We start from the raw sequence: 13358 nt of genomic DNA, 5'->3' as shown, positions 1-13358 counted from the left end.
GGGCGCGCCTTGGAGAGACCGCGCCCCGAAGGCGCCGAGGCGGCGGACGGCCCGGCCGGATCCTGAGACGGGTTCGGTGCGGGCACCAGCGCTAGGAGCGAAAGCATAATGGCCGAAGCGCTACGCAAGGACGACAGCGGTCTGCCGGAGCCGCCGGCCCGGCTGGTCGATCTGGCGGCCACCGAAGTGGAGGACGAGGCGGCGGTTTCCTGGAAGGAAGCCGAGAATCCCGATTCCCCCCTCTACGCGGACCGCATCAAGGTTCATCCGCGCGACGTGCGCGGTCCGATCCGGCGTGCCAAATGGGCCGTGCTCGGGCTGCTGCTGGCGATCTACTACATCACGCCCTGGATCCGCTGGGACCGGGGAGCGGACGCGCCGGACCAGGCCGTGCTGATCGATATCGCCAGCGCGCGCGCCTACTTCTTCTTCATCGAGATCTGGCCGCAAGAGGTCTACTACCTGACCGGTCTGCTGGTGCTGGGCGCCGTCGGCCTGTTCTTCGTGACCTCGCTGTTCGGCCGCATCTGGTGCGGCTACACCTGTCCCCAGACGGTCTGGACCGACCTCTTCATGTGGGTCGAGCGGAAGATCGAGGGCGACCGCAACGCCCGGCTGCGCCTCGACAAGCAACCGCTGTCGGGTGCCAAGCTGCGCAAGCGGACGCTCAAGCACCTCGCCTGGCTGGGGATCGCGCTCTTCACCGGCGGCGCCTGGGTGATGTACTTCCAGGACGCGCCCACCCTGGTGGCGGAGTTCTTCACCGGGCAGTCCTCCACCGGTACCTACTTCTTCGTCGGCCTCTTCACCGCTACGACTTACCTGCTGGCCGGCTGGTCGCGGGAACAGGTCTGCACCTACATGTGCCCCTGGCCGCGTTTCCAGGCAGCGATGTTCGACGAGGACACGCTTGTCGTCACCTATCAGCCCTGGCGCGGCGAGCCCCGCGGCAAGCACAAGAAGGGCGAGTCCTGGGACGGTCGCGGCGACTGCATCGACTGCACCGCCTGCGTCGCCGTCTGCCCGACCGGCATCGACATCCGCGACGGCCAGCAGCTCGAATGCATTGGTTGCGGTCTCTGCATCGACGCCTGCAACGAGGTGATGGAGAAGATCGGCCGGCCGAAGGAGTTGATCACCTTCGACACCGAGGCGAACCAGATCGCCCTGGAGACCGGCAAGCCGAAGCCCAAGTGGAAGCTCCTGCGCCTGCGTACGCTCCTCTACGCCATGCTGTTCCTCGGCGTCGCCCTGGCGATGCTGGTGACCTACGTCACCCGGGCCAACGTCGACGTCAACGTCCTGCACGACCGTTCGCCGCTCTTCGTCACCCTGTCGAACGGCGACATCCGCAATGGCTACAGCATCAAGATCCTGAACATGACCCGGGAGCCGCGCAGCTTCACGCTGACCTACCAACTGGGCGACGGCGTCGCCGCCTCCAGCTTGGACGTGGTCAACCTGGAGACCACCGGGCGAACTGCGACCCTGACGGCCGATCCCGACTCGGTCGCGACCTACCAGGTCTACATCCGTGCCCCGGCGGAGGCCCTGACCGGCGAATCCCTGCCGATCCTGTTCCAGATCAGTGATCCCGCGCGCGGCGACCTGGTAACCTATGACAGCGTTTTCCGAGGACCGGAGCCATGACCACTCTGCTGCATAACCTAACCCGCGAGGGGCGCTGGATTCCCTGGCTGTTCGTCGCCTTCTTCCTGGTGATCTTCACGGTCAACGGCATCATGGTGACGGTGGCGCTCTCCACCTGGACCGGCCTGACCACCCAGACCCATTACCGGGACGGGATCGAGTACAACAGGCGCCTCGCCGCCGTCGAACGGCAGGAGGCGCTGGGGTGGGAGGTCAGGCTGACGTCGGAAACCCTGGACAACGGGGTGCTCGACTTCGCGGTGGCCGTGAGCGGGCCCGACGGGCAGCGGCTCTACCCGGACCGGGTCGCGGTGGCCTTCGTCCGACCGACCACCGAGGGTTTCGACTCCCGTCACGAACTGCAGCTGCGCGCCGACGGCAGCTACGGCGTCTTCGTCGATCTGCCGCTGGAGGGCGTCTGGGACGCCCGCGTGACGGTGGAGGAGCATGGCCGCCGTCACCAGAGCGGCCAGCGACTCTTCGTCCGGCAGTAGAGCAGTAGGACCGCCATGGCGCTTGCCCACCCCGCCCCGGATACTGCGGCCGAACTGGATCAGGGGCGCGCCGACGTCACCTCTTACGTGCAGCTGGACGAGGCGGGGAGCCGCCGTCTGCATCTGATGGTCGAGGGCCTGCACTGCGGCGGTTGCGTGCGTAAGATCGAGTCCGCATTGCAGCCGCTGGAGAGTGTGCGCGAAGCGCGGGTGAACCTGACGACCCGGCGCATGGTGCTGGCCTGGGACGGATCGGCGGCCCAGGGCGGCGAGCTGACCCGCAAGGTCGAGGATCTCGGCTTCAAGGTCATGCCCTACGAGCCGGCGCGCCTGACCGCCGACGATGCCCGGCAGGAGCGCGAGCTGCTGCGCTGCATGGCCGTCGCCGGCTTCGCCGCCGCCAACGTCATGCTGCTGTCGGTCGCGGTCTGGGCCGGCCACGTCGACGGGATGGGGCCGGCGACCCGGACCCTGATGCACTGGTTCTCGGCGCTGATCGCCATGCCGGCGATCGTCTACGCGGGCCGCCCCTTCTTCCGCTCCGCCCTGACGGCGCTGAAGGCACGCACGACCAACATGGACGTGCCGATCTCGCTCGCCGTGCTGCTGGCCTCGGGCATGTCCCTGGTCGAGACCATGAACCAGGGCAAGCACGCCTACTTCGACTCCGCCGTGATGCTGCTCTTCTTCCTGCTGATCGGCCGCTACCTGGACCGGCGCGCGCGAGGCAAGGCGCGCTCGGCCGCCGAGCGCCTGCTGTCCCTTGGCGCCCAGGCGGTCACGGTGATCGGCGAGGGCGGCAAGCGCCTGCTGCTGAAGCCGGAGCAGGTGGAACCGGGAATGCGGGTGCTGGCGGCGGCGGGTGAGCGCATCGCCGTCGACGGGCGCGTCCTCTCGGGCGAGAGCGAACTGGACAGCAGCTTGATCACCGGCGAGAGCCTGCCGCGCCGCGCGGCTGAGGGTGACCGCGTCTTCGCCGGAACCCTGAACATGGCCGCGCCCCTGACGCTGGAGGTCACGGCCACCGGCGAAAAGACCCTGCTGGCCGAGATCGTGCGGCTGATGGAGGTGGCCGAACAGCGCCGCGCCCGGTTCGTCAGCTTGGCCGACCGCATGGCGCGGGTCTATGCACCGGTGGTGCACCTGCTGGCGCTCTTCACCTTCCTCGGCTGGTGGCAATTCGGCGGTTTGGAGTGGCAGCCGGCGCTGATGATCGCTATCGCCGTGCTGATCATCACCTGCCCCTGCGCGCTCGGTCTGGCCGTTCCGGCGGTGCAGGTGATCGCCAGCGGCCGCTTGCTGCGCAAGGGCCTGCTCCTGAAGTCCGGCACCGCCCTGGAACGTCTGGCCGTGGTCGACAGCGTGGTCTTCGACAAGACCGGCACCCTGACTCTGGGCCGGCCGGAACTGGTCGATCTGGTGATCGAGCCGGAGGCGCTGGAGACGGCTGCCGCCTTGGCCGCCACCAGCCGCCACCCGCTGGCCCGCGCGGTCGCGCGTGCCGCACCCGACGTGCCGGCGGCGGAGGGCGTGAAGGAGATTCCGGGCTGCGGCCTGCTGCTGGAAACGCCAGCGGGTGAGATTCGTCTCGGCAGCCGGCGCTGGACGGCCGTTTCTCATGATGTGGCCGGTGCCGAGGCCGAGGAGGGTCCCGAGCTTTGGCTGACTCGTCCCGGCAAGGCGCCCCAACGCTTCGGCTTCACCGACCGTGCCCGGCCGGATGCCCTCCAGGTGGTGGCCGACCTGAAACGGCGGGGCCTGCAGGTCGAGCTGCTGTCCGGCGACCGCACGCCCACTGTTGCCGCCGTAGCAGCCGAGCTGGACATCCCGGTCTGGCGGGCCGAACTGGCGCCGGGCGACAAGGTCGCGCGGCTGGAGGCCCTGGCCGCCCAGGGCCGCAAGGTCCTAATGGTCGGCGATGGCCTGAACGACGCGCCGGCCCTGGCCGCCGCCTCGGTCTCGCTCTCGCCCTCCAGCGCGGTGGACATCAGCCAGACGGCGGCGGACGCGGTCTTCCAGGGCGACTCCCTGACGCCGGTGATCGACCTGCTGGAGGTCGCCCGTCGCTCCGACCGCTTGGTGAAGCAGAACTTCGGTCTGGCACTGGCTTACAACGTCTGTGCCATTCCGCTCGCGGTCGCCGGCTTCGTCACGCCGCTGATCGCCGCCGCCGCCATGAGTGGCTCCTCCATCATCGTGATCTGCAACGCTCTGCGCCTAGCCGGTCGTAAGTAGGCCGGTCGCAAGTAGGGCGCAGCACCTGCCGACCCCGGAAACAAAGCTGTGCGGCCCTGTTCGGGTGGCAGGAATCGCTTGAGGTCGTCCCGATCCGCTCCGATATGATGCCGGCATGGACGTTCTGATCTACCTCATCCCGGCCGCGCTCTTCCTCGGCCTGCTCGGCCTCGGCGCCTTCCTCTGGTCCCTGCGCAAGGGCCAGTACGACGACCTGGACGGTGCGGCCGAACGCATCCTCTTCGACGACGACGAGGAGAGGCCCTGAGGATCGGGACGGCTGACTACGCTAGCTCCTCGAACCGGGCGAGGAAGTCCGCCTTGGCCTGTGGCGGTGCGACGGGCTCCAGCGCCCAGGCCAGAATCTCCACGGCCACCTTGCCGCGCGGGCGGGCGAAGATCTTGTCGGCGGCGGGGCGTTCGAAGCCGGCGAGCTGGGTCGCCTCCATGTAGGCGGCGATACCGTCGGCCCGCTTGATCAGGGCCGCGATCCCCTCGGGCAGCAAGGCCGGCAGGCCGAAGCGCAGATGGATCGCCTGCATCAGCCGCTTCTCCAACTGCTTGTAGCCGGGGCCGACCGCCGCCTTGAAGGGCGTAATTAGATCGCCGACCACGTATTCCGGCGCGTCGTGTAGCAGGGCGGCGCGCTGCCAGTCCCGCGTCAGCTTCGGCTCCAGCCGCCGGACGATCCGCTCCACCAGCAAACTGTGCTGGGCCACGCTGTAGGCCCAATCGCCGCTGGTCTGGCCGTTCCAGCGCGCCACGCGCGACAGCCCTTGGGCGATATCCTCGATCTCCACATCCAGCGGCGAGGGGTCGAGCAGGTCCAGCCTCCGGCCCGACAGCATGCGCTGCCAGGCACGCGGGGCCGCCGTCGGCGGAGGCGCGGTCGTAGTTTTGGGAGCGGTCGCCATAGCGCGGCAGACTAGAGGGAATCGCAATGCTCTGGAATCGCAAAGCGATTCCAATGGGCGACGATCCGGTCTACTCATTGGTCCTTGAACGGTTTCGCGTTTCGCCGTCCTGGCGGGCGCCTGCCAAACATCACTTCATTCGGGAGGAAACGCGTGATCGAGCGTATGGACGTCGGCCAGCGGATGAGCAAGATCGTCAAGCACAACGGAACGGTCTACCTCTGCGGCCAGGTCGGAGAGGGCGCCTCCGTCGCCGAGCAGACGCGCGACTGTTTGGGGCGCGTGGACGCGCTGCTCGCGCGCGCCGGCTCCTCGCGGGAGCGCATCCTGCAGGCCATCGTCTGGCTGGCCGACATGTCCGATTTCGCCGAGATGAACGAAGTCTGGGACGCCTGGGTGCCCGAGGGCGACGCACCGGCCCGCGCCTGCGGCGAAGCCCGCCTCGCACGTCCGGAATTGCGGGTCGAGATCATCGTCACGGCCGCCTGCGACTGAGGCGCGGGGGTTTCCGCGTCAGGACTGGCTTGCGTCCTGCCAGGCAAGCATGCGGCGCCAGACCGGGCCGTCTTCGTCGAGTAGCGCACGGTCGGTGGAGATCAGGGTGATCACCGCCGCCGCATTGCCCTGCAGATCGAGCACCGGGCGGGCCATCGCATAGAGACCGGGGATGTAGTCCTGGTCCGCCGTCGCCAGGCCCCGCGCGCGAACGGCGCGGCGCAGGGCTTGGGTATCGACTTTCGTGTCAGGTCCCAATTCATGCCGCACCGCCTCCTCGACGACGCGGTCCGGCAGGTAGGCGAGGAAGGCCTGACCGGTCGCCGAGCGGGTGACCGGCAGGACCGATCCGATCCCCAGCATGCTGACCAGCGGCGTCGCGGCGCGTTCCCACCGCACCACGGTCGGGCCGCGTGTGCCCCAGACGGACAGCATGGCGGTGCAGCCCGTCTCGTCGACCAGCGCGGCCATGCCGTCGGCGGCGCGGTTGACCACGTCGACCCGTGCGACGGCCGCCATACCGATTTCGGCTGCGACCGGGCCCAGGTCGTAGCGGCCGCTGCCGCGATGGTCGATCATGCCGGCCTGGATGAAGCTCGCCATGTAGCGGTGCACCTTCGCGGGTGCCATGCCGACCCGCGCCGCGATGTCGGACAGCGATAGGGGACCGCCGCCCTGGGCGACCGCGCGCAGAATGCGCACCGACGTCTCGACAGCCTGCACGCCGCGCCCCCGCCCGGTATCGCCGCCGGCGCTGCTATCGCTTTCGGCGCTCTCGTTTCCGGCGCTGCCGCCCGTCTGCGTCATCCCGCATGAAGCCTCTCCAGTTTCTGCCGTAATGGGGCGGGAATCGGCGCCTTGGCAAGTCCGGAAACGCTTGCCTGGACGAAGACGCGCGCCTCGCGACCTTCGGCGACGGCACGCTCTCCGCAGGCGAAGCGGTAGAGCAGGGACAGGCTGCTCTCCCCGACCCGCGTGACCGCCACGGCGACCTCCAGATCGTCGCCGTAGCGGGCCGGCGCCTTGAAGCTGCAGCCGGCGTCGGCCAGCGGCGTCCCGAGCAGCGAGAACTCTTCCTGCAAACGCCGCTGGTCGAAGCCGACGCTCTCGGTCAGCTCGTGGAAGACGCTGTCCATCCATCTGAAATAGTTGGGATAAAACACGATTCCGGCGGCATCGCAGTCCCCCCAGTCGACTCGCCTTCGCGCAATGTAGGACGTCATCTCACTCCTCCCCCTTTGGCCATAGCTTGACAAAATTACGCATAGCATAATTAATTACGAAATTAGAGAGCCGTGGCGGATCGTCTCCGCGAACACGGCCGCAGATTGGGAGGATAAGGTGAGAACCGTCGTCATGGGCGCCGGCCCGGCAGGCCTGTATGCCGCGATCCTGATGAAGCGAGCGCGCCCGGACGCGCAGGTGACGGTGTTCGAGCAGAACCCGCCGGACGCGACCTTCGGCTTCGGTGTGGTCTTCTCCGACCAGGCCTTGGCCTTTCTGCGGGAGGACGATCCCGAGACAGCGGATCTGATCGAGCCGCACATGAAACGCTGGTCGGACATCGCCATCGTTCATCGCGGCGAGCGGATCGTGATCGATGGCGTGGGCTTCGCCGGGATCGGCCGGCTGGAACTGATGCAGTTGCTGCAGGGCCGCGCCGCCGAGTTCGGCATTCAGCCCACCTACCGCAAGAGAATCGACTCTCTGGACAGCTTGCCCGAGGCCGATCTGGTCATCGGCGCCGACGGCCTGAACTCTCTGGTGCGGCGGTCGGCGGCGCAGTCCTTCGGCGAGGATCTCAGCGAGCGGAACAACCGCTTCGTCTGGTACGGAACCGACCGCGAGTTTCCCGCGCTGACTCAGACCTTCATCGAGACCGACTACGGTCCCATGAACGCGCACCACTACGCCTACGCTCCCGGCCGCTCCACCTTCATCGTGGAGACCACGGCCGAAAGCTTCCGCCGCGCCGGCTTCGCCGAGATGGAGGAGCCGGCCTACCGCGAGGCCTGCGCCCGCCTCTTCGCGGAGACGCTGGAGGGCGCCCGTCTCATACCCAACAATTCCCTCTGGCGGCGCTTCCCCGATCTCTCCTGCCGAACCTGGTACAGCGGCAATCGCGTGCTGGTCGGGGACGCGCTTCACACCGCGCACTTCTCCATCGGCTCGGGAACCCGTCTGGCGCTGGAGGACGTGATCGCCCTGGTCCGCGCGCTGAAGGCCCACGACTGGGACGTCGCCTCGGCCTTGCCGGCCTATCAGTCCGAACGCCAGCCCGTTCTGCAGAAGATCGTCTCCGCCGCCCGCCGCTCCTGCGATTGGTACGAGGCCTTCGACCGGCAGATGGCCCTCGACCCTTGGCGTTTCGCGCTCAGCTACATCCGTCGCGCCGGGCGCCTGGACGCGGAGCGGTTGCGCGGGATGGCGCCCGGCTTCACGGCCGCCCTGGAGACACGGGGTATCGACCTGGAGCTGGCGGCGTGAGCGCGGGGTCCGCCGTCTCCAGCGACAGGCCGAGTCTCGCCGACCTGGCGGCGGAGGTCGGCTTCTCGCTTCCGGAGAGCTACAACGCGTCGCGTCTGCTGTGGGACAATCTCCCGCAACGTGCTGCCGCCCCGGCCGTGATCGGCGAGGGCGGTGTCTGGAGCTATCGCCGGCTGGCCGAGGAGGCGGCGCGGATCGGCAATGCCCTTCTGGCCGGCGGCGCCCGGCCGGGCGAGCGCGTCCTGCTTATCATGGACGACGAACCGGCCTATCCGGCCGCGATCATGGGGGCTCTGCGGGCCGGCCTCGTTCCCGTCCTGCTCAATACCCTCTCGCCGCCCGAACTGATCCGCTTCTTCGCCGAGGACAGCGGTGCGGTCGCCGCCGTCGTCTCCGTCGCTTACAAGGACCTCGTCTCCGCCGCCGGAATCACCGAGACCGCCTGCCGGACTCTGCTCGTCGCCGAGGAGACGCCATCCTGGGTGTCCGCCTCGACCGATCTTCCCGAGAGCCCGACCGGCCGGCGGGACATGGCCTTCTGGATGTATTCCTCTGGCTCGACCGGGCGACCGAAGGGCGTCGTCCACCGCCACGAAGATGCGGCCTACATCGCGGCGACCTACGCGAAGCGGATCCTGAAGATCGGCCCGGACGACATCTGTTTCTCGATTCCCAAGATCTACTTCGCCTACGGCTTCGGCAATTCGGTCGCCTTTCCCCTGTCTTGCGGCGCCGCGACCTTGCTGATGCCGGGCCGGCCGCAGCCGGCCGCCGTCTTCGAACTGATCGCGCGACACAAGCCGACGCTGCTGTTCGGACTGCCGACGCTCTACACGGCGCTGGCGCGCGACGAAGCGTCGGAGCGCGCCGACCTCTCCTCGGTCCGACTCTGCATCTCCGCCGCCGAGGTGCTGTCGGCCGATATCGCGGCGACCTGGAAGCGGCGCTTCGGTCTCGACATCGTCGAAGGGCTCGGCTCCACCGAGATGCTGCACATCTACCTCTCCAACGACGAGGCGCGGCGCAAGAGCGGCTCGGCCGGACGGGTCGTGCCCGGCTACGCCGTCAGACTGCTGACCCCCGACGGGCGGGACGCCCAGGTTGGGGAGGAAGGCGTGATGGCCGTGCGCGGTCTCTCGGGGGCCGAACTCTATTGGAACCGTCCTGAGAAGACGGCCGAGACGATGCGGGACGGCTGGATCGACACCGGCGACCGCTTCCTGTGCGACGAAGACGGCTTCTACTTCTTTCGCGGCCGGGCCGACGATCTGGTCAAGGTCTCCGGCCAGTGGGTCTATCCGCTCGAGATCGAATGGTTGCTCAACGAGCATCCCAAGGTTCTGGAGGCCTGTGTTCAGGCCGTGGAGATGGCCGACAAACGCCTGACGATCAAAGCCTGGATCGCCCCGGCGCGCGGGATCGAAGCCGACGTCGTCTTGGCCGAGGAACTGAAGACCTACGCCAAGACCAAGCTGCTGCCGCACAAGTACCCGCGCGAGATTCTCTTCGTCGAGAGTCTTCCGAAGACCGGGACCGACAAGATCGACCGGCAGGCGCTTCGCCGTCTCGCCCCCTCCCAAGCCATCAGCGCCTGAAGGAGACGGCTATGGCATCTCAACGGTCTGTCGCGACCGCATCCCCCGACAGTGGAGTGCGCGACGCCTTCTATGCGGAGATCGAGCCGGAGAACCTGCGGGCGCTCTGGTCCGTCATGTCGGGCATCATCACGCCGGAGCCCAAGAGCCCCTGCCTTGCCGTCAAGTGGACCTATGAGGCCGTGCGCGCCCGCCTGATGGAGGCGGCGGATTTCATCACCGCCAAGGAGGCCGAGCGGCGCGTGCTGATCCTGGAGAATCCCGGCCTCAAGGGCACCTCCAAGGTCACGACGTCGCTCTACTGCGGCGTTCAGCTCGTCATGCCCGGCGAGGTGGCGCCCGCGCACCGCCATAGCCAGTCGGCGCTGCGTTTCGTCCTGGAGGCGGAGGGCGGTCATACGGCCGTCGGCGGCGAGAAGACCGAGATGCACTTCGGCGACTTCATCATCACGCCGAGCTGGGAGTGGCACGATCACGGCAATACCTCGGACGCGCCAGTCTTCTGGCTCGACGGGTTGGACATTCCCATCGTCCAGTTTCTCGACGCCTCCTTCGCCGAAGGTCTCGGGGAGGACGAGCAGCCGATCACCACACCCGAGGGCGACAGCCTGGCGCGCTTCGGCGCCAACATGCTGCCGCTGGGCTACGAGAAGGCCACGCCGACCTCGCCGATCTTCAACTATCCCTATGCACAGGCGCGTGAGGCCCTGGAGCAATTGCGTGTCCGCGGCGACTGGGACCCCTGGCACGGCCTCAAGATGCGCTACGTCAATCCGCTCGACGGCGGTTGGGCCATGCCGACCATCGGCACCTGTCTCCAGCTTCTGCCGAAGGGCTTCGCGACGCAGCCCTATCGCTCGACCGACGCCACCGTCTTCGTCGGGGTCGAGGGCTCCGGCACCATCGAGATCGACGGCGAGAGCTTCGCCTGGGCGCCGCGCGACGTCGTGGTCGTGCCGTCCTGGCGCGAGGTCGTGCATCGGACAGACGAGGACGCGGTCCTCTTCAGCTACTCGGATCGCCCGGTCCAGGAAAAGCTCGGTCTCTGGCGCGAGCGGCGCGGCGATCGCTAGGTAGGGAAATCGATGACAGCAGCAATCCGTGAAGACAGTGCAAGGGCTCTTCAGACCATGACCGATTTCGTCATCGCGCCGCCGCCGCAGGCCTCCGTCGCCGTGCGGGACTCGGCGGCGCGCTTTCCGGTGCGCCGCATCTTTTGCGTCGGCCGCAACTATGCGGCCCACGCGCGCGAGATGGGCAAGGACCCGGATCGCGAGCCGCCCTTCTTCTTCACCAAGCCCGCCGATGCCGTGGTCGACAGCGGGCAGCAGGTTCCCTATCCGCCGGAGACGACGAACTTCCACTACGAGATCGAGTTGGTGGTCGCCCTGGGACAGGGGGGCCGAGACATTCCCGCCGACGCGGTCCTGGACCACCTGTGGGGTGCGACGGTCGGCATCGACCTGACCCGCCGCGACCTGCAGCTTGCCGCGCGCGACAAGGGCCGGCCCTGGGATTTCGGCAAGGCCTTCGACCTCTCCGCACCCATCGCGCCCCTGACGCCGATGTCGGCGGTCCCCTCGGTCGACCACGGCCGGATCTGGCTGGCCGTGAACGGCGAGATCAAGCAGGAGGCGGATCTCGCCGATCTGATCTGGTCGGTGCGCGAACACGTCTCGATCCTGTCCCGCTCCATCGCGCTGGCCCCTGGCGACCTCATCATGACGGGCACGCCGGCCGGCGTCGGGCCGGTGGTCCCCGGTGACGTCATCACCGGCGGCGTCGAAGGGTTGGGAGAAATCGAGACGCCGATCGGGCCGCCGCTCGGACCGTCCTCATCATGACCCTCGTCCTGCACAACTTCTTTCGGTCTTCCACCTCCTTCCGCGTGCGTGCCGCGCTGAACCTCAAGGCGCTCGACTACGACTACGTCTCCTATGCCCTGCGCAAGGGCGAGCAGCGCGGCGCCGACCACCTCGCACTCAATCCCCAGGGCCTGGTGCCGACCCTGGAGACACCGCAGGGGCCGTTGGCCCAGTCTCTCGCCATCATCGAGTGGCTCGACGAAACCACGCCTCGACCGCCGCTGCTGCCGTCGGACCCTTGGGGGCGGGCGCGGGTGCGCAGCCTCGCTCATGCCGTCGCGCTGGACATTCACCCGGTGAACAACTTGCGTGTGCTCACCTATCTGACCGAGACTTTCGGCGCGGATGAGGAGGCGGTCGCGACCTGGTTCCGCCATTGGGTCGCGCAGGCTTTCGCGGCGCTGGAGCAGCGTTTGTCGCGGGAGCCGGAGACCGGCACCTTCTGCCACGGGGAGACCCCCGGCCTCGCTGACCTCTGCCTGGCGGGACAGGTGATCAACAACCGGCGTTTCTCCATCTCGCTCGCCGACACGCCGACGATCCAACGCATCTTCGACGCCTGCATGGCGCTGCCGGCCTTCGAGGCGGCGGCGCCCAACAATCAGCCCGACGCGGAATAGCGCGGGCCGTTCGCTTTCCATGGGAGGAAGATATGAAGCTGACGAAGACGCTGATCCATAGCGCCGCCGTTCTGGCCTTTTCGGTTGGGGCCGCGGCGGCGCAGACCGTCTCCATCGCGACCCTGCCCCAGGGCTCGGTCTGGAACACCATGGGCAACGTGATCGCCGGCGCCGTCCGCGAGCACGGCGATGTGCGCATGGTCGTGCAGCCCTACGGCGGCAATCTGGCGATGATGCAGGCCGTCCATCAAGGCTTGGCCGAGTTCTCGATCAACGACGTCAACGACGTGATCGTCGCCGTCGCCGGAGAGGCCGATTATCGAGACAACGCGCAGAGCGGCCTGCGGATCGTCGCCAAGCTCAACGCCCTGCCGGTCGGCCTCTACGTTCGCGATTCCCTGGGCATCTCCAGGATCGACGAGCTGAAGGGTAAGCGCGTCTCCTCCGGCTGGGATGCCTTCCCCCTCGCCAACTCCCATGTTTCGGCCATTCTGACAGCCGGCGGCCTGACCTACGACGATGTCGTCGGGGTTCCGGTGCCCGGCCTGATCCGCGGGTCTGACGATCTGGTCTCGGGCCGGACCGATGCGGCCTTCTTCGCGGTCGGCGGTCCCAAGGTCGCCGAGGTCGATGCGGCGGTCGAGGGCGTCCGTTTCCTGGAAATCGACAGCGACGCCTCGGCGCTGGAGCGCATTCGGGCGGTGCGGCCGGCCTTCTACTTCTCCGAGGTGACGCCGGCACCCTTCCGCGTCGGGATCGAGGCGCCCATGATGATGGTGACCTGGGATAACGTCCTGGTCGCCGGCGCGCATGTTCCCGACGAGACGGTGCAGGCCCTGCTGACGGCGATGGCCGATGCCGGGGAAGCCTTGGGAGAAGCCTATCCGCCGCTGCGCGCCTTCTCCGCCGAGGCCGCCTATGTCGACTATCCCGGCGTGGCCTATCACCCTGGCGCCGTCCGCTTCTTCGAGGAGAACGCCATCGCCAAGAAGGCCTTCTAGGC

The 13358-nt window shown here is 68.0% G+C and carries 14 protein-coding genes; 11 read left to right on the top strand and 3 right to left on the bottom strand.

Features of this window, described 5'->3' with window-relative positions; translation table 11 throughout:
- Nucleotides 1-108 precede the first annotated feature (108 nt).
- From ccoG to ccoS, 4 genes are all read left to right on the top strand, one after another.
- Complete coding sequence (ccoG, locus tag ACO054_RS13105; protein WP_421707027.1) at nt 109-1650, top strand: cytochrome c oxidase accessory protein CcoG; 1542 nt, start codon at nt 109-111, stop codon at nt 1648-1650.
- On the top strand, nt 1647-2144 hold the full coding sequence (locus ACO054_RS13100; RefSeq protein WP_421707026.1) for a FixH family protein: 498 nt from the start codon (nt 1647-1649) through the stop codon (nt 2142-2144). Before ccoG ends, ACO054_RS13100 begins: the two co-directional genes overlap by 4 nt.
- 15 nt (nt 2145-2159) lie before the next feature.
- A complete protein-coding gene (locus ACO054_RS13095) occupies nt 2160-4379 on the top strand; it encodes a heavy metal translocating P-type ATPase (RefSeq protein WP_421707025.1) in 2220 nt (739 codons plus the stop codon).
- Between the two features lie 115 nt (nt 4380-4494).
- The gene (gene ccoS / locus ACO054_RS13090) at nt 4495-4647 is read left to right on the top strand and encodes a cbb3-type cytochrome oxidase assembly protein CcoS (RefSeq protein ID WP_421707024.1); all 153 of its coding nucleotides are present in this window, start codon (nt 4495-4497) and stop codon (nt 4645-4647) included.
- A 16-nt stretch (nt 4648-4663) separates the two neighbouring features.
- On the opposite strand, the gene ACO054_RS13085 is transcribed toward ccoS, so the two are convergent.
- Nucleotides 4664-5293: an HD domain-containing protein gene (locus ACO054_RS13085; protein WP_421707023.1), complete on the bottom strand. Its 630-nt coding sequence runs from the start codon at nt 5291-5293 to the stop codon at nt 4664-4666.
- Between the two features lie 165 nt (nt 5294-5458).
- Here ACO054_RS13085 and ACO054_RS13080 point away from each other — a divergent pair, with 165 nt between their 5' ends.
- Nucleotides 5459-5788: a RidA family protein gene (locus ACO054_RS13080; RefSeq protein WP_421710363.1), complete on the top strand. Its 330-nt coding sequence runs from the start codon at nt 5459-5461 to the stop codon at nt 5786-5788.
- Nucleotides 5789-5806: 18 nt separating this feature from the next.
- On the opposite strand, the gene ACO054_RS13075 is transcribed toward ACO054_RS13080, so the two are convergent.
- Both ACO054_RS13075 and ACO054_RS13070 read right to left on the bottom strand, forming a co-directional pair.
- Nucleotides 5807-6595 (bottom strand): IclR family transcriptional regulator, encoded by a 789-nt coding sequence (locus tag ACO054_RS13075; protein ID WP_421707022.1) that lies wholly within the window; start codon nt 6593-6595, stop codon nt 5807-5809.
- A complete protein-coding gene (locus ACO054_RS13070) occupies nt 6592-7011 on the bottom strand; it encodes an acyl-CoA thioesterase (RefSeq protein WP_421707021.1) in 420 nt (139 codons plus the stop codon). The genes ACO054_RS13075 and ACO054_RS13070 overlap by 4 nt, the downstream gene beginning before the upstream one ends.
- A 118-nt stretch (nt 7012-7129) precedes the next feature.
- Here ACO054_RS13070 and ACO054_RS13065 point away from each other — a divergent pair, with 118 nt between their 5' ends.
- Genes ACO054_RS13065 through ACO054_RS13040 form a run of 6 tightly spaced genes read left to right on the top strand, consistent with a single transcriptional unit; the run spans nt 7130 to nt 13356 of the window.
- Nucleotides 7130-8275 carry an FAD-dependent monooxygenase gene (locus ACO054_RS13065; RefSeq protein WP_421707020.1) on the top strand — a complete coding sequence of 382 codons (1146 nt, stop codon included), beginning with the start codon at nt 7130-7132 and terminating at the stop codon, nt 8273-8275.
- Complete coding sequence (locus ACO054_RS13060; RefSeq protein WP_421707019.1) at nt 8272-9870, top strand: benzoate-CoA ligase family protein; 1599 nt, start codon at nt 8272-8274, stop codon at nt 9868-9870. The genes ACO054_RS13065 and ACO054_RS13060 overlap by 4 nt, the downstream gene beginning before the upstream one ends.
- A gap of 11 nt (nt 9871-9881) precedes the next feature.
- Nucleotides 9882-10943 (top strand): gentisate 1,2-dioxygenase, encoded by a 1062-nt coding sequence (gene gtdA, locus ACO054_RS13055; protein WP_421707018.1) that lies wholly within the window; start codon nt 9882-9884, stop codon nt 10941-10943.
- 57 nt (nt 10944-11000) lie between these two features.
- The gene (locus ACO054_RS13050) at nt 11001-11714 is read left to right on the top strand and encodes a fumarylacetoacetate hydrolase family protein (RefSeq protein WP_421707017.1); all 714 of its coding nucleotides are present in this window, start codon (nt 11001-11003) and stop codon (nt 11712-11714) included.
- Nucleotides 11711-12355: a maleylacetoacetate isomerase gene (maiA, locus tag ACO054_RS13045; RefSeq protein WP_421707016.1), complete on the top strand. Its 645-nt coding sequence runs from the start codon at nt 11711-11713 to the stop codon at nt 12353-12355. The genes ACO054_RS13050 and maiA overlap by 4 nt, the downstream gene beginning before the upstream one ends.
- Nucleotides 12356-12387: 32 nt before the next feature.
- Nucleotides 12388-13356: a TAXI family TRAP transporter solute-binding subunit gene (locus ACO054_RS13040; RefSeq protein WP_421707015.1), complete on the top strand. Its 969-nt coding sequence runs from the start codon at nt 12388-12390 to the stop codon at nt 13354-13356.
- Nucleotides 13357-13358 lie beyond the last annotated feature (2 nt).

Source organism: Algihabitans sp., assembly GCF_965226985.1.
In the GTDB taxonomy this organism is placed as follows: domain Bacteria; phylum Pseudomonadota; class Alphaproteobacteria; order Kiloniellales; family DSM-21159; genus Algihabitans.
Note: the sequence above shows the minus strand (reverse complement) of the source record. Positions and strands in the feature narration are given on the sequence as shown.